This window comes from Actinoplanes sandaracinus (genome assembly GCF_030009775.1).
GTDB lineage: Bacteria > Actinomycetota > Actinomycetes > Mycobacteriales > Micromonosporaceae > Actinoplanes > Actinoplanes sandaracinus.
Genome location: NZ_JASCTH010000003.1, coordinates 295,939 through 309,511, shown reverse-complemented (window position 1 = coordinate 309,511; position 13,573 = coordinate 295,939). Strand labels below are relative to the sequence as shown.

19 protein-coding genes and 1 pseudogene are annotated in these 13,573 nt (G+C 63.2%); 3 read left to right on the top strand and 17 right to left on the bottom strand.

Going from position 1 to position 13,573, the window contains the following annotated elements; all coding sequences use genetic code 11:
* Positions 1 to 105 precede the first annotated feature (105 nt).
* From QLQ12_RS06215 to QLQ12_RS06145, 15 genes and pseudogenes are all read right to left on the bottom strand, one after another.
* Positions 106 to 345, bottom strand: a pseudogene (locus QLQ12_RS06215) (hypothetical protein); the annotation flags it as partial.
* Positions 342 to 1,265, bottom strand: a complete 924-nt coding sequence (locus QLQ12_RS06210) for a DUF2637 domain-containing protein (protein WP_328518261.1) — start codon at positions 1,263 to 1,265, stop codon at positions 342 to 344. The pseudogene QLQ12_RS06215 and the gene QLQ12_RS06210, both read right to left, overlap by 4 nt.
* The gene (locus tag QLQ12_RS06205; RefSeq protein WP_282757728.1) at positions 1,262 to 1,552 is read right to left on the bottom strand and encodes a hypothetical protein; all 291 of its coding nucleotides are present in this window, start codon (positions 1,550 to 1,552) and stop codon (positions 1,262 to 1,264) included. The genes QLQ12_RS06210 and QLQ12_RS06205 overlap by 4 nt, the downstream gene beginning before the upstream one ends.
* A complete protein-coding gene (locus tag QLQ12_RS06200; protein ID WP_282757726.1) occupies positions 1,549 to 1,749 on the bottom strand; it encodes a hypothetical protein in 201 nt (66 codons plus the stop codon). Before QLQ12_RS06200 ends, QLQ12_RS06205 begins: the two co-directional genes overlap by 4 nt.
* The gene (locus QLQ12_RS06195; RefSeq protein WP_282757725.1) at positions 1,746 to 2,162 is read right to left on the bottom strand and encodes an RRQRL motif-containing zinc-binding protein; all 417 of its coding nucleotides are present in this window, start codon (positions 2,160 to 2,162) and stop codon (positions 1,746 to 1,748) included. Before QLQ12_RS06195 ends, QLQ12_RS06200 begins: the two co-directional genes overlap by 4 nt.
* Positions 2,159 to 2,485 carry a hypothetical protein gene (locus tag QLQ12_RS06190; protein ID WP_407651420.1) on the bottom strand — a complete coding sequence of 109 codons (327 nt, stop codon included), beginning with the start codon at positions 2,483 to 2,485 and terminating at the stop codon, positions 2,159 to 2,161. The genes QLQ12_RS06195 and QLQ12_RS06190 overlap by 4 nt, the downstream gene beginning before the upstream one ends.
* On the bottom strand, positions 2,482 to 2,913 hold the full coding sequence (locus tag QLQ12_RS06185; protein ID WP_456049081.1) for a DUF6197 family protein: 432 nt from the start codon (positions 2,911 to 2,913) through the stop codon (positions 2,482 to 2,484). Before QLQ12_RS06185 ends, QLQ12_RS06190 begins: the two co-directional genes overlap by 4 nt.
* Before the next feature lie 118 nt (positions 2,914 to 3,031).
* Complete coding sequence (locus QLQ12_RS06180; RefSeq protein ID WP_282757722.1) at positions 3,032 to 3,523, bottom strand: hypothetical protein; 492 nt, start codon at positions 3,521 to 3,523, stop codon at positions 3,032 to 3,034.
* Complete coding sequence (locus QLQ12_RS06175; RefSeq protein ID WP_282757720.1) at positions 3,520 to 4,398, bottom strand: FtsK/SpoIIIE domain-containing protein; 879 nt, start codon at positions 4,396 to 4,398, stop codon at positions 3,520 to 3,522. Before QLQ12_RS06175 ends, QLQ12_RS06180 begins: the two co-directional genes overlap by 4 nt.
* A gap of 97 nt (positions 4,399 to 4,495) precedes the next feature.
* A complete protein-coding gene (locus QLQ12_RS06170; RefSeq protein ID WP_282757718.1) occupies positions 4,496 to 4,891 on the bottom strand; it encodes a hypothetical protein in 396 nt (131 codons plus the stop codon).
* Positions 4,892 to 4,905: 14 nt separating this feature from the next.
* On the bottom strand, positions 4,906 to 5,832 hold the full coding sequence (locus tag QLQ12_RS06165) for a hypothetical protein (protein ID WP_282757717.1): 927 nt from the start codon (positions 5,830 to 5,832) through the stop codon (positions 4,906 to 4,908).
* A gap of 122 nt (positions 5,833 to 5,954) precedes the next feature.
* Positions 5,955 to 6,773, bottom strand: a complete 819-nt coding sequence (locus QLQ12_RS06160) for an NUDIX hydrolase (RefSeq protein ID WP_282757715.1) — start codon at positions 6,771 to 6,773, stop codon at positions 5,955 to 5,957.
* Positions 6,774 to 7,339: 566 nt separating this feature from the next.
* Entirely contained in the window at positions 7,340 to 7,516 is a 177-nt protein-coding gene (locus tag QLQ12_RS06155; RefSeq protein ID WP_282757714.1) for a hypothetical protein, read from the bottom strand.
* Positions 7,517 to 7,539: 23 nt separating this feature from the next.
* On the bottom strand, positions 7,540 to 7,965 hold the full coding sequence (locus QLQ12_RS06150; RefSeq protein ID WP_282757713.1) for a DUF3307 domain-containing protein: 426 nt from the start codon (positions 7,963 to 7,965) through the stop codon (positions 7,540 to 7,542).
* A gap of 246 nt (positions 7,966 to 8,211) precedes the next feature.
* Positions 8,212 to 8,532 carry a hypothetical protein gene (locus QLQ12_RS06145; protein ID WP_282757711.1) on the bottom strand — a complete coding sequence of 107 codons (321 nt, stop codon included), beginning with the start codon at positions 8,530 to 8,532 and terminating at the stop codon, positions 8,212 to 8,214.
* 133 nt (positions 8,533 to 8,665) lie between these two features.
* Between QLQ12_RS06145 and QLQ12_RS06140 the strand changes: the two genes are divergently transcribed.
* The 3 genes from QLQ12_RS06140 to QLQ12_RS06130 all read left to right on the top strand — a co-directional run bounded on the left by QLQ12_RS06140 (position 8,666) and on the right by QLQ12_RS06130 (position 12,294).
* On the top strand, positions 8,666 to 9,889 hold the full coding sequence (locus QLQ12_RS06140) for a helix-turn-helix domain-containing protein (protein WP_282757709.1): 1,224 nt from the start codon (positions 8,666 to 8,668) through the stop codon (positions 9,887 to 9,889).
* 18 nt (positions 9,890 to 9,907) lie between these two features.
* Positions 9,908 to 10,387: an NUDIX domain-containing protein gene (locus QLQ12_RS06135; protein ID WP_282757707.1), complete on the top strand. Its 480-nt coding sequence runs from the start codon at positions 9,908 to 9,910 to the stop codon at positions 10,385 to 10,387.
* A gap of 629 nt (positions 10,388 to 11,016) precedes the next feature.
* On the top strand, positions 11,017 to 12,294 hold the full coding sequence (locus tag QLQ12_RS06130; protein ID WP_282757705.1) for a hypothetical protein: 1,278 nt from the start codon (positions 11,017 to 11,019) through the stop codon (positions 12,292 to 12,294).
* A gap of 236 nt (positions 12,295 to 12,530) precedes the next feature.
* On the opposite strand, the gene QLQ12_RS06125 is transcribed toward QLQ12_RS06130, so the two are convergent.
* Positions 12,531 to 12,851, bottom strand: coding sequence for a hypothetical protein (locus tag QLQ12_RS06125; RefSeq protein WP_282757704.1), 321 nt, complete (start codon positions 12,849 to 12,851; stop codon positions 12,531 to 12,533).
* A 1-nt stretch (position 12,852) separates the two neighbouring features.
* Positions 12,853 to 13,572 carry a hypothetical protein gene (locus QLQ12_RS06120; RefSeq protein WP_282757702.1) on the bottom strand — a complete coding sequence of 240 codons (720 nt, stop codon included), beginning with the start codon at positions 13,570 to 13,572 and terminating at the stop codon, positions 12,853 to 12,855.
* Position 13,573: the final 1 nt, after the last annotated feature.

Below are 13,573 nucleotides of genomic sequence, written 5' to 3'. Positions count from 1 at the left end.
GACTGCGGCGAGCGGTCCACCGCAAGTGCGGCAAGGAATGGTGGCGAGACCGGCCGGTACGGATTGAGCCTGGTGCTGCGGCCGGTGGTGGCCGGTGTGGGTGAAGGTCACCGTGTGTTCGATGACAGTGATCCGGCAGGCCGGGCATTGCCGGGCAGCGGGTTCGCGGCGTCCGCAGTCGATGACGGTGGAGGTGCCGCCACAGGAGACGGTGACCGGATTGCGGCAGGGGCCACCGGGGGCAACGGCGACGATGGTGCGCCGGGTGTCATAGGGGTGTGGCTCGTCCGGGTTGGCCGGGCAGGTATGGGTGAGGTGGTGCACGTCGACGAGATAGGCGGTCATCGGGCACCGCCGAGGGCGGGCGTGTTGCCGTTGATCCGGGCCGGGGCCGGGTTGTCGATGACGGCGAGGAGTTGCCCGGCGAGGGCCGGGGTGGTGTTGATCCGGGCGGCGAGTTCGTCGGCGGTGATGGGCTGGGCCGAGGTCTGCCGGTGTTGCATGGTGATCATGCGGGCGGCGGAGACGAGCCGGGCCGGGATGGCCTCTGTCGGGTGACGGTCGGTGTCGGCCGACGGTGCAACAGATGCCGGCGTAGCGGCGGCGGTAGTGTCGCTGACTGCCTTGCTGCTCTCAACGTGTGAGCTGATGTCGGTGACGGGGGCCGGGGTGGTGGGCTGTTCGGTGGCCTGGCTGCTGCCGCGCGTGCTGGTGTGGCCGCTGGTGCTGTTGGCGATCTTGTTAGCGGCGGCGAGGAGTTCGGCGGCTTGTCTGTCGATGGCGACGAAGTCAGGACGGATACGTCCGGCGACGAGTTCGACGCCGATGACCAGGACGACGACGAGGGCGAAGACGATGCGGAGGCCGAGGTCGCCGGGAGCGGCGAAGTTGACGACGGCGGAGAAGAGGGCTGCGCCGCAGAAGACGGCCATGGCCCAGCGTTTGGCGTCTTTGGCGATGCCGTGGGTGCGGACGACGATGAGCATGGACACCATGGCGGTGTCGAAGATGGCCGGGGGCAGGTAGGCGAAGTAGCCGGCACCGATCGAGGCCAGGTAGTGGGCCTGGTGCAGATAGCTGGTGACCAGTGCGCCGATGAGGGTGACGCGGTTGTATCGCCTGACGCTCTCGATGGCCCTGAGCATGTTCGGGACGGCTTGTTCGGCGTAGGTGACGGCGAACTGTTCGGTGAGGTTGTTGCCGGAAGCCGTCACGGCGGTTGGCTGGGGTTCGGTCTGGGTGGGCTTCTTGCCGAAGAGTTTCATCGGATGCCTCCGTCGTTGGTGACGGGGATGACCGCGACTACGCCCATGCAGTCGGAGCACCAGACGGCGGCGTAACCGTCATCGAGTAGTTCATTGACGCGGTCGTCGAGGGTTTCGTATTCGGCCGGGAACAGGGACAGGCCCTGGCATTCGTCGCACCACCGTTGGGTGGGGCACAGGGACAGGACGGGGCCCAGATCGTCGTGGATTCCGGCGGGGCTCATACCGCCGATGCACCAGAGGCAGTTGTCGGCGGCCAGGTGTGCGCCCAGGTCGATGAGGCTCATCGGGTGCCTCCCTGCTGATGGGTGCGGGTGCGGCCGGTGAAGAAGTGCAACTCGACGCCGTCCGGGACCCTGGCAGGGCCGGTGGTGTCGGTGTCGGTGCGGGAGTAGCCGAAACCGAGCCGGTCGACGGCCTGGGCGCGGCGGTGCAGTTCCTGGTAGAGGTGCCAGAAGCTGCGGATGTCGGTGCGCACGCTCATGACCGGCCTCCTGTCTCGCAGGACAGGCAGGTGCCGGTGCGGCGGGGGATGTAGTAGTCGCGGACGACGCCGCAGGTGCCGCAGGTGCGGCGGGCGGTCAGCATCCGTTCGATGACGGCGAGCTGAGCCGGGCTGGCGGTGCGTTTGGGCCGGGCGAGGTCGCGCCGGTAGAGGTAAGCGACGCGGCGCTGCTTCCTGTGTCGCCAGAGGATCTGGGCGACCGGGTCGTAGCCGCCGGGGCAGAGCCCTTCGGCCCGGAGCTGACGGCGGGTGGCCAGGAAGTCCGGGGCGAGCCGGAACGGGAAGGTGGGGAAGCCGTAGCGGCTACCGGTGGGGTCGTAGAACTCGACGCGGATACAGGTGCGGGCACCGAGAGCGTCGAGGAATTCGCTGGTGAGGGCGGAGGCGGTCACTTGTCGCCTCCCCACCGCTGGTGGGCGGCCTGGCGGCTGATGCCGAGCCGGTCGGCGATTTCGGCCCAGGAGTAGCCGTGGGAGCGGAGGCCCTTGACGGCGTCGCCGATGGATTCGTCCAACTGGGAGGAGAGGGCGACCATGTCGCTGAGTGCTTCGACGTCGCCGGTGGCGACACGGCGGGCAAACGCCCGGATGATGCGGCGTACGAAGGCGGCGTATTCGTCGTTCTCGACGACGTCACGGCGGCGCGGCTGGGAAGGCCGGCGATCGCTGGAGGGCGTGCTGGGTGTCAAGGCGAAGTTGACGGAGAAACCGTTCACCGGGCACCCCCGGCGCAGTGGATACCGTCCCACTCGGTGGCGGCGTCAGTGAGGGCTTCGATGACATCGGCCAGGGTTTGGCCCTCGAAGTCGTTCCAATCGCTGATGACGTCGATGTAGGTGGTCCCGGTGGTGTCGTACTCGGGATCGAGGTACGCGGCAAAGAAGCGTCCGGCAGCACGGACGGCATCTCCGGGTTTCGCCAACTGGTCGTAGATAAACAGGCGGATATTGCCGTAAGCGGCGACGTACAGAGCGCCGACAGCGCAGGCGGGCGGGAAGGGTCCGGCGTCTCCACCGACGAGGTCGTAGAACTGGTGGGTGGTCCAGCCACGGTGCTGGAGGTAGAGGGCAGCACCACGGAGCAGTTCGGCCGGTGTCATACCGGTGTCGGAGGCGGTTAGGGGTGGATTGTGGGTAGCCTGCATGGCAGCCACGTCCCTTTCTTTCGGGTGGGCGTTCGGTGATGGACAGGACCGGTCGTGCTTCCAGGCGTTGAGCCGGTCCTGTCGTCCGTCACGTATGAAGTTGTGGGTTCGCACTCGGTCAGCAGCCGGGGCAGTGCCTGCCGCTGGAGGAGCTGCGACGGGTCGCAGCGACGGCGAGGATGGCGGCCACGGCCAGGACGCCGAGGAGCAGTGCGGCGTGGGCGGCGATGAGCTCGACGAGTTGGCCGATCAGGTAGGCGGCGACGGCGGCGAGTCCGGCGATGGTGCCGGTGACGGCCGTGACGATGACCGCGATGCGAGTGCGGCGGGGCCGCTGGACGCGGGTGCGGGCGTAGGCGCCTGCCGAGGTGACCCGCGCGGTGGGCCGGATGGGCTGGTATTCGCGGATCCGGATGTCGACCTGGAAGCGGTCGCCGGGTACCGGACGGGGTGCGCTCATCCCGGCGAAGGTTCCGGCGTTGCGGTGATTGGCCACGATGTTGGCGAGCTGGGTGGCGGTACCGGTGACGGTGTGGTGGCGGTTGATGTAGTGGCCGGCGGCAGGTCGGGTGGCCGGTCGGCCGGGTCGGGTTGTCGGGTGGGTGGTCATGCGGCCATCTCCCATTGGCTGGTGGTGGACGGTGCAGGGACGGTGATGCCGGACGGGCGTCGCATCCAGGCGGCGTAGTCGGCGATGTTGTAGATCTGCTCGTCGGTCAGGTACGCGGCCTTGATCCGGCGCGGGATACCGCCTTCGGCGAGTAGCCAGGCGGCTCCCCGGTTGTCGGGGTCGATGTCGGTGGCGGAGTAGCCGAGGTCGGCCCAGCCCTGGCCGAGGATCACGTCAGAGCTGCCGTGAGTGGTGCAGCGGAACGCGCACCGGTAACCGAACAGGTCCCGAAGGCTGGCGGGGATGATGTCCCAGGAGGTGCGCTGGGTCGCGGCGACGACGGGCATGCCGCAAGCACGGCCGAGCGAGACGAGCCCGCGGAGCAGACCTTCGAACTCTTCCTGTTGTGCCTTGGTACCGAGCACGGTGGAGAACATGGCGAGTTCGTCGATGATCGTGAGGATCACGGACAGGTTGTCGTCGCGGCTGACCTTGCGACGGCGTTGCGACAGAATCCACTGGTAGCGGTTGGTGGCGACGGTCAGCAGCCGTTTGAGGACACTGATGGCAGCCTCGATGTCGTTGCCGATGAACGCGTCGGCGATGTCGCGGTAGGGACCGAGCTCAACGAATTTGGCGTCGAGCAGGACCATGCGGGTGTTGTCGGCCAAAGCCGCCGTGGAGGCGGCGAGGTTGATCAGGCCGGATTTGCCGCCGCCGGGTTCTCCGGCGATCAGCAGGTTGCGGTAGACGACGTCGAGCATTACGTGCTCGCCGAATTCGTCGATACCGATGAACATGGGGTCGAACATCGACAGGCCAGGTGCGACAGGTACCCGGCTGGTGCCGAGCGGGTCGCGGGCGGTGGCGGGCATGGAAGTGGCCTCCAGTTGGGGATAGGCTGCGGAGACCGACGCGGAGGACGCGTTGCTTTGGAGGCCGTTGCGGCCTTCGCGTCGGTTCCGTTTGTGGTCAGTCGGTAAATGGGCTGGCGATGGGATCCCAGCCCTCGACGGCGCGCTTGATACGGCGGCGTTGCGCCTCCTGGACGAACAAAGTCGCGTTAAAAGCGCAGGTCGAGGCCAGGGTGATGACGCCGTGGCGCTGTGCCTCAGTGAGGCCGGTCGGCCACGGTGTTTCACTGCTGGCCGGGGAAGTGCTGTCCCAGCCGTCTTCGAGGAAGACTTTCGACAGGGTTCGCGCCGCGTCCATCAGGTCGGACGCTTCGTGGAGCAGATGCGCGACCAGAGCCCGGTTGTCGGTGAACTGGTACGTCAGCGCGTACAGGTCGGCGTGCCGGGCGACGTCCCGTGAGGTCAGACAGCCTGTATGTACCGGACGATCAGAGTTGAAGAGATCGAGGCTCATGGCGGGTTGTCCTTTCAGTCCCAGGGGTCGTCGTCGAAGGTGTTGGCGACCGGGGCCGCCTTGGTCGGCTTCTTGCCGTTGCCGTTGGTGGCCGACTTGGTGGCCGTGACGAGGGGGGATTCGGCGGGAACGTCCGGCAGGTCCAGTGCGGTGGGCACGTCGGTGGGTGCCGTGGACGCGGTGGGGATGTTCGTGGTGTCGATGACGCTGAGGAGCGGCGAGTTGACCTTGGCGGTCAGCACTTCGCGGCGTTTGATGTCGAACCGCAGGTAGGCGGCCTTCTTGCTGTCGCTGGCGAGTTCGACCAGCACCGAGGAGGCGTGACAGGTGACCGCGATTTCGTCCAGGCGCTTCTGGAGCCGGGACAGTGACAGGCCGGGGCGCAGGTAGACCCAGACGCGTTCCCCGACCGGGGTCGGGCGTGCCCACAGGATCAGTGGCAGGCTGCCGGACTTGTTGGCGATGATGAACTGCGAGAAGCACACCCGCAGTCGGTGCCGGACGATGAAACACCAGGCGAGGGCGGTGATCCGGCGGCGGATAGCGGGCACGGCGGCCGGAACTCCGGCCAGGATGGCCATGATGGCGAAGGTGACCGGGGCCGGGGTGGTGTTGGCCAGGGTGATCCAGCCGTAGACGAGCGCCAGTCCGGCGCCGATCTCCGGGGTCCACCACCAGAGGATTCGCAGCACCGGCCAGATGCGGAACAGCATCCAGAGCAGAGCGCCGGCTACGAAGGCGATCGGGGCTGCGAGCAGCCCGGCCAGGATGGGGTGCATTTGGTCGGAAGCCACGCTCATGGCGAGCAACCCGACGATGATCGCGGTGATGATGAAGGCGATCCGGGCGTTACGCGCTGAGGAGCGCGACACCTTCTGTTCGATGACGGTGACGGTTCCGGACTTCCTGCCGAAACCGAAACCTCGGGTAGATTTGGACACGGCACGTCCTCCCTGCTCAGGGGTGGATGGGTTGGAAGGCGTAGGGCCGGATGGTTGGTAGCCGGTACCGGCCCTACGCGTTTTCTGAGCACTGCTAGACGCGGCAATGCTTGTTCAGAGCGCTATTGATCGGTGCTGTCTGATTCCTCGGGAAACAGCTCGAACGAAAGAATGCGGACGTTCTGGTAACCGCTATCGCGTTCAAGTCCGGTGACGACCGGCGCGAGGTCTTCCTTGGTGTGGAACTCCACGTCCGACTTGGTGATGATCGGAACGACGTCCATGCCGTTCGCGCCGTTGTCACAGCGGAAGACGATCAGGTATCGGTAGGGGGTCTTGGCTTCGGATTCGTACGGAGACTGACTGGCCAGGTAGTCGACCCGGTCCAGGTCGCGCAGACTGAGCGTGATGAGCCCGGCGTGGTAGAGGAAGCCGACCCAGACCGGTTCGAGGCCGGGGTTCGCAGCGAACTCGGCGACGCTGATCCGGCCGCGAGCGCGGTCGGCAGTGCGTTCGGCGAGATATTGCAGTTCGGTGGTGGTGTACCAGCGGGGGTTGCGGGCTTCCCGGGGGCTGGCGGTGATGGTGCCGGTGACCTCGGCGCGATAGACGGTCCAGTGGTGGCCGGGGCCGTGAGGTCCGTGCTGGCGGCGGCAGATGTTGGTGCGCCACTGCTGGGCGAGCGGGATCAGCGTGGTGACGGTGAGGCCGAGTTCCTCGGCGACCTCGGTGCGGGCGGCCTGTTCGGGGCTGCCGTGCTCGTCGACGTGGCCGGCGGCGGGGGCAATGCCCACCGGCGGGGTGTTACGGGCGAACAACAAGTGCTGGCCCTCCCGGTTGGTGATGAGAACACCGACGGAGGTGTTGTCGCAGCGCTTCGTCACGGTGTTCGGAACGGAAGGCCAGTCGGCGGCCGACCGGTACAGGGGCTTGATGGTCATGAGATTCCTCCACGCGAGGGGCCGAGAAATGAGATGGGCATGGTTCCTCGCCCCTCATGGGGTTCAGGCGATGAGAAAGGAGGCTGATCGGCAGGTCACCTAGTCCGTCGGCTAAGTCCGACGGCGATAAGGTGATAGAGGATGTAGTCGGCGTACTCGGCACCGGCGACGATCCGAATCTGGTCGAGAGTCTGGACGGCGGCGTCACCGTCACGGCGGTCGAGGTTGTCTCCGAGTTGGTCGAGTAGGACAACAATCGCTGCGATTTGGACAGCGTTTCGGGTCTGTGACTTAGGCATGGAAAACCGCCCCTTCAAGGGTTGGAGTGTTAGAGAGAAGGCGGCGAGGCCAGCAGGTTCGGGAGCCCAGTACCGGCCCGCGCCGTTGTGCGCAGCACCTTCTGTTCGATGACGGTGACAGTTCCGGACTTCCTGCCGAAACCGAAACCTCGGGTAGATTTGGACACGACACGTCCTCCCTGCTGAGGGGTGGGATGGGTTGGAAGGCGTGGGGTCGGCAGGTTGTGAGCCGATGCCGACCTCGCGCACTAACTCAGGTGAAAAAGGTCAGTCCTGTCGGAGGTAGGTCGCGGACAGGAGCTTCTGCCAGTAGGCGAGCCCACGAACGGCGTTGGTGTCGCTGCCCCGAGAGTTCTTGATGCGGGTGACGAACGCTTCGATTTTGTTGATGACGAAGTCGAAGTCGTCATCGTCGAGCTGGTAAATGGTGTTGTCCTCGTTCATGGCGACGATTCCTTTCTTGGAGATCAGAAGCTAGCGATGAGGAGTGCGGAGACCCACAGGCACGCGTAATGCAGTGCCTGGTCCGCGAGGTACATGCCACAGATGGGGGTCTGCCGGTCTGCGAAACCGGATGCGCCTAGGTGCTGGAGAATCCAGCGGACCGGCCAACGCCGATCCAGGAAGGCATGGGTAACGGCGGAAAAGCCGATCCCGGCGACCATCCCGGTGACGGTGACCGGAACGTCAAGGACCGTGACGGTGAGCAGCAGCATCACCAAGGCGGTCAAGTGGTACGTGGTGACGTGGCGGAGAAGGTGCCGCCAGCCGTGCCAGCCGTGCGCAGCTTTCGCGCCAGCTTCGGAGTCAGTTTGAAAGATGTGGTCGGCCAACTGGTGCGCGGCCACGAGGGTGCCGATTGAAACGGCAAACACTACAGCGGAGTTAGACATGGTCAACCGCCCCTTTCAAGGGGATAATGGTTGGGAAGGCGGCGAGGCCAGCAGGCTCGATAGCAGTACCGGCCCCGCGCCACACTTCGGAATTGCAACGGCCAATCAGTTGGCCGGTGGTCAGGATGCTGGAGAACCAGCGAGATTCCGGACCATCAGGTTGATGCGATGGAGATAGGCGACCGCGAACGGTCGAGGGATTGCCACGGACACTGTGGCTTGGGTGTTCCGGTGTTGCAGGAAGTGCTACTTGCTCGCCGAGGTACTCGTCAGGGGCTTCAGCGACGCCGCGCGGAACGCAGTGCCGTTACGACCGTTGGTAGCCCACGCCTTGGCCTCCAGCGCCTCGACAGTGACGAACTGACCAACCTCAACCGACGGAATCTCTCCAACCGTCGTGACATTGATGACCTCGCCACCCGTCTCGTCGAGCGCGACGACCTGGGTCTGCCACATCGGACGGCCCGTTCCCCTCTCGGACCGCTGGTTGCCCTTCTCGTCCACCTTCGGCTGAGCCTTCTTCGCCACCGTGAACGTGATGCCGGTGGTGTCCACGTAGATCTTCACGAGGGTTCCTCCCTGGTATGAGCTCGTCCCCTGCGGACGAATCGCTCGATGACACGAAGCTACGTCCAAGATCGCGACTGAACCTGGAATACTTTTCCGGGGGCACATTGACGCGAGCGGAGATGATCTAGCCATGCGAGGTATCGGAGAAGAACTCACCGTGGGTGAGCGGATCGCGTGGTACCGACGTCGTCGAGGAATGTCGCAAGAAGTGCTGGCAGGTATAGTCGGGCGCACTGTGGACTGGCTGAGCAAGATCGAAAACAACAGGATCGATCTTGATCGGCTGTCGGTTATCAGGAGCGTCGCCGAAGCACTGGACGTTGCTATCGGCGATCTCGTCGGGGAACCTACACTGCTCGAATGGAACTCAGAGAGCGGTACTCGAACCGTTGCCGCCCTCCGTGACACGCTGCTGAACTACCGGCAGTTGTCACCCTTCATGCAGGCATCAAGTACTGAGGCGCCCAGTGTGCAGGCCCTTCGAACGAGCGTCGACATGGTGTGGGCCGCTTATCAAGACTCCCGCTACGGATATGTAGTAGCGCGTCTGCCAGAACTGCTGTCTCACGCGCAGGCGGCGGGGCAGCAGCACGGTGGCGACCAACAGCAACAGTCGTTCGCTTTGCTTGGCCTGGCGTACCAAGCGGCCGCAGTGCTTCTAACGAAACTTGGAGAAGCCGATTTGGCATGGATTGCCGCTGAGCGCGGCTTTGCGGCAGCCCAAAGAAGCGATGATCCGGTTGTCATCGGATCCCTATTTCGATCCGTGACACACACACTTCTATCGACCGGCCGATACTCGGAGGCCACACAACTAACGACTGATGCTGCCGCGTACCTCCAACCAGGGCTCGCCGACGCGGGTCCTGAGTACTTATCCGTCTACGGTACGTTGCTACTTGCTGGATCAGTCGCGGCAGCCCGGGCCGAAGATCGAAGCTCGGCCCAAACATTCCTTAACGAGGCTGACGAGATGGCCCGCCGGCTAGGTCGAGACAGCAACCATCTTTGGACTGCGTTTGGTCCTACCAACGTCAGCATTCACCGGGTCACCGCAGCGATGGACCTTGGCGACATCGAGTTCGCCATCGATTTAGGGCCTCGCGTAGATACCAGTGCTCTTCCAGTCGAGCGCCAGGTGCGGCATGCGCTTGAGATCGCCCGGGCGTTGAGTGCAAGGAACCGGACTGAAGATGCTCTAGCCACAGTGCTCGCTGCTGAGCAGAAGGCCCCGGAGCAGGTTCGGCACCATGCGATTGCCCGACAGCTTGTCCAAACCTGGATGCGGCGAGGTCGAGGACGGCCCAGCTTTCAACTGGCGGGACTCGCCCAGCGAGTGCGTGTCACCCCTTAGATACGTACAGTCTCATCTGTGATCGACTCAGCAGAGCAGGCGCGTCCGTTCGCTACTCCTCGGGTAGCAGCGGGCGCGCTTTTCGTTGATGACCAAGGCGGCGTCCTGATGCTGCGCCCGACATACAAGGCCTACTGGGACATCCCCGGTGGCTACGTCGAGGAGGGGGAAACCCCGCTCAACGCATGCGTCCGAGAAGTTCAGGAGGAACTAGGCCTCCAAGTCGCGATCGAGTCACTTCTGGCAGTCGATTGGGCGCCCAACCCCGACGAGGGCGACAAGGTCTTGTTCGTCTTCGACGGTGGTCACCTCCGGCCCGAACAACTTGCTGCCATCCAATTCGAAGACGGCGAGATCAGTCAGTGGGCCTTCGTCGACCAAGAGCGACTTGACGAGGTAACGATTCCGAGACTAGCCAGGCGAGTGCGAGCAGCCCTCAGTGCCCGTCGGAGTGCTCAAACGGTCTACCTGCAGGACGGCGCAGCGCCAGCGAACTAGCTCTGGTCAGTTACCGACTGCTGGATCTTGTTCAAACTTTCTGTACGTCTTCAAGGCGGCCCGAAACGGGCCGCTCACGCCGCCGCCAGGGCGCGTGCCCGTGCCGCCGCTGTCGCTTGGCCCGGGACACGCGGGCGGCCCGTCGGCTGGCGTGCAGGAGCGGAGTCGGGCCGCAGCGACGACAGAGAGAGCGGTGTAGTGGGGTGGGCCGGATTTGGCCGGCAGCCGACCGGCACGGCTAGGGCGACGCGGCCGAGCTGCCGCGCCGGGCCGTAGCGCGGGTTGCGGCCGTCGGTGCCTGGGTCGGCGGCGCGCAGTGTGTCCGGGCCGCCCCTCCGAGGTCAAGGGCGCTTCGCGTCGCAAGCGACGGCCGCAAGCGGCCGCCCTTGAGCCTCGGAGCCTCTGCGACCCTGGCGGCCAGGAGTTAGGGGCAGGCCAGGTGGCCTGCCCGCAGTATGTGCGCACCGCCGCCCCCTGTCACCGCCGGTCCTGGCGTCACCGTCCGGTGTCAAGTCCGCCTTGACGCCACTCCCGCGAACGGCGAGTTTAGTAGGACGGGAAGGCAACAGGCGTCCTACGCTCAGCCAACCTGAGACGCCGCGAGACGAGGATGAGTTGCCTTGAGTGCGATGGAAGAGATCCAGCAAAGAGCTTCAGCGGCCAGTATCTCCGTCGAGGTTCAGGAGGTTCATACTGTTGGATCCGACGGCGAAATCGAACCACGCAACCTCATCATGCTGCAAATGCCAAATGGCCGGTCGAAAAGAACAGTTGACATTTTTGACCGCGACGTTGAGGTATTTGCCGCCCATGAATTCGAAAAGCTCATTTTCTTGGGTGAACATGCCGCCTTCCTCGACACTTCTTCGAATGTCATTGAGGCGGTCGTTAGATCTTACGGAAACCCTTTGGGGCGAAATGTTCTGCAGCGGCTTGCCTTTGCCATGAGAAGCGCAAGGCAAATGGATGAACCGGAAGGAACGGAGCTTGCCGAAGACATTGCTGAAAATGAGCCAAATAAAGTCGAAATCACTCATCCACAAACGGGCTTTACCGTTGAGTTGGGCGTGCCTAGTGATTTGATGCGAGCATGCGAATTTGGCTCGCTAAGCCTAACTATTCCTGCCAATGGTATTTCCAGGCATGATGACGCATTGCGATACCTTCGAGAATTTTCAAGCTCGTTCTTTTTCGAACTCGAACTTACTCAACAAGTTTCGCTCGGCTTGCGCGAGAGTAGGTCGGTCGATCGCATCAGGCGCCTGAGGATGCGGGGCAGGGGTCGCAACTCTCCAGTGGTTCCCAAGATTCCCCCTGTCATGTACGCCGAAAAGCCGGTCGCCCTGTATATGTATGGCCGCTCGGCGCAGGGTATGCCATTGCTCGAATATCTCGCCTATTACCAGTCCTTGGAGTTTCATTTCTCAAAATATTCTGATCAAGAACGTAGGTTGAAGTTAAGAGCTGAGCTTATTGACCCGCGTTTCGACGCTAGCAGTGAAGAGGACATTGGTCGCATCATTTCAATGCTCGACAGCTCGACGGCTGGATCGCTATCGGAGTTGCTTCAGCTTCGTGCAACACTTGAGCGATGTGTCGACTTGAGTCTTCTACGAGATTTTATTGTGAGTGACAACGTCCTCAAGGATCACCTTACCGGCAAGCAATACATTGAAGGTGTGAAGGCTCTGCGGCCGGAGGCTGATGATCTAATCGAGCAAGTGGCTAATCGTGTCTATCAGATTAGATGCCGTATCGTTCACGCTAAGGAGGATGGCGGACCGAAGAGGCAACCGATGTTTATTCCTTTCAGTGGCGAAGTCAACCGGTTGGCGGCGGACATTTACCTTGCCCGGTATCTCGCCCAAAAGGTGATCGTTGCAGGCGCAGAAAGTAGGTCTTGGTGAGGCGGCCCGTCAGCTGTAGGAAGGGTAACGCGGGGCTGATCCAACTCCGCCCGACCTTGGAGGTCCTGGGGCGCTGGGTGACTAACTGAGTGACAATCGCCAGCGCCACCGACGGACGCCTATGGACCTCTGTGGACGTGCCTATGCAGGTCAGCAGCATGTTGACCAAGTTCAGCCAAGATCGAAAAGTGCCTGGGGGTCAAGGCGTCCATGGCGTCGGTTCGCAGACGGCGGAGCTAGCCCCGTTCGGGCCTGCCGAGGTCGCGACCGTAGAGGCTCTCTGCCTCATCCTGCAGGCGTTGCCGCTCATCTGAACTGAGTGTGGCTTCCCACTGCTTGTAGCGCTCAAGGCCTACCAAGAATCCTTCTGAGTAGACCGAGCTTTTAGCGAGATCTCGTAACTTGATGCTGCCATCCAGCACCCCGCTAGCCATCTCAGCCATTTCCGGTCCTGCGTGACCAGCCTTCAACCTCTCAAGACTCTCCTTGACCGCTTTAGCTACGCGAGGGTTCCGAACCATCGCCTCGATTTCACGATCCAGCGAACCGTCGGACATGTCAGGTCCCCAGGACAGGGTATGGGCTGGTCGGAAGCTTCACCGAAGAAAGGTCTCCGCCTTGGTAGGCGGCGTCCATCGCGGCGCCGAACGTGCCAAAAACTGCCATAGACGCGGTGGACGCAATAAGGAACAACTTGCTTGCGATAGCCATCATCTCAGCGGCCATCAAGCCGGCCACCCCGTAGCCGGCGAACCCAACGCCAACGCTAGTGGTTAGCGCGCTGCCAGCCACAACTAGGCAAAATGCAATCGCCATATCGCAGAGTGCTTGCAGCATGTTGCCCATTTGAGTCGCAAGTCCCCAGGCGCCCTTGGCTGCCGTTCTGTAGGACTCGCCAATTTCTGTTAGCGCGAAACGGAGGTCGCTAATCTCGACAGCCAAGTTCGTGAAGTAGTTATAGGCTGCATCATTCGCGTTTCCGTCCCACGAGGAATCCAGCTTAAGGATTTCCTGTTGAACATTTACCGCCACCTGCTCCGACCACCTGCCGACATTCGTCATCGCATCGCCGAATGCCCAGATCTTCGACCAGTCGCCAGCAATCGATTCCGTGATGGTGCCGAGTACATCTTTGCCCGTCACTGAGTTGATAAGCTCGTTAATCCATGAGGTCGGCGACACGTAGTTGAACAGGAAAGCCGGGTCGATGAAGCCATTCGTCCAGCTCTCATCGGGCTCAGTGGGAGGCGTAAGGAAGGCGTTCGGGTCCTGCACCATA

What these genes read in the sequence shown, in the direction of transcription:
- QLQ12_RS06210 (WP_328518261.1), bottom strand. Translation starts at nt 1,265, where the DNA reads ATGAAACTCTTCGGCAAGAAGCCCACCCAGACCGAACCCCAGCCAACC.
- QLQ12_RS06205 (WP_282757728.1), bottom strand. Translation starts at nt 1,552, where the DNA reads ATGAGCCTCATCGACCTGGGCGCACACCTGGCCGCCGACAACTGCCTC.
- QLQ12_RS06200 (WP_282757726.1), bottom strand. Translation starts at nt 1,749, where the DNA reads ATGAGCGTGCGCACCGACATCCGCAGCTTCTGGCACCTCTACCAGGAA.
- QLQ12_RS06185 (WP_456049081.1), bottom strand. Translation starts at nt 2,913, where the DNA reads ATGCAGGCTACCCACAATCCACCCCTAACCGCCTCCGACACCGGTATG.
- QLQ12_RS06180 (WP_282757722.1), bottom strand. Translation starts at nt 3,523, where the DNA reads ATGACCACCCACCCGACAACCCGACCCGGCCGACCGGCCACCCGACCT.
- QLQ12_RS06175 (WP_282757720.1), bottom strand. Translation starts at nt 4,398, where the DNA reads ATGCCCGCCACCGCCCGCGACCCGCTCGGCACCAGCCGGGTACCTGTC.
- QLQ12_RS06170 (WP_282757718.1), bottom strand. Translation starts at nt 4,891, where the DNA reads ATGAGCCTCGATCTCTTCAACTCTGATCGTCCGGTACATACAGGCTGT.
- QLQ12_RS06160 (WP_282757715.1), bottom strand. Translation starts at nt 6,773, where the DNA reads ATGACCATCAAGCCCCTGTACCGGTCGGCCGCCGACTGGCCTTCCGTT.
- QLQ12_RS06155 (WP_282757714.1), bottom strand. Translation starts at nt 7,516, where the DNA reads ATGAACGAGGACAACACCATTTACCAGCTCGACGATGACGACTTCGAC.
- QLQ12_RS06150 (WP_282757713.1), bottom strand. Translation starts at nt 7,965, where the DNA reads ATGTCTAACTCCGCTGTAGTGTTTGCCGTTTCAATCGGCACCCTCGTG.
- QLQ12_RS06140 (WP_282757709.1), top strand. Translation starts at nt 8,666, where the DNA reads ATGCGAGGTATCGGAGAAGAACTCACCGTGGGTGAGCGGATCGCGTGG.
- QLQ12_RS06130 (WP_282757705.1), top strand. Translation starts at nt 11,017, where the DNA reads ATGGAAGAGATCCAGCAAAGAGCTTCAGCGGCCAGTATCTCCGTCGAG.
- QLQ12_RS06125 (WP_282757704.1), bottom strand. Translation starts at nt 12,851, where the DNA reads ATGTCCGACGGTTCGCTGGATCGTGAAATCGAGGCGATGGTTCGGAAC.
- QLQ12_RS06120 (WP_282757702.1), bottom strand. Translation starts at nt 13,572, where the DNA reads ATGGTGCAGGACCCGAACGCCTTCCTTACGCCTCCCACTGAGCCCGAT.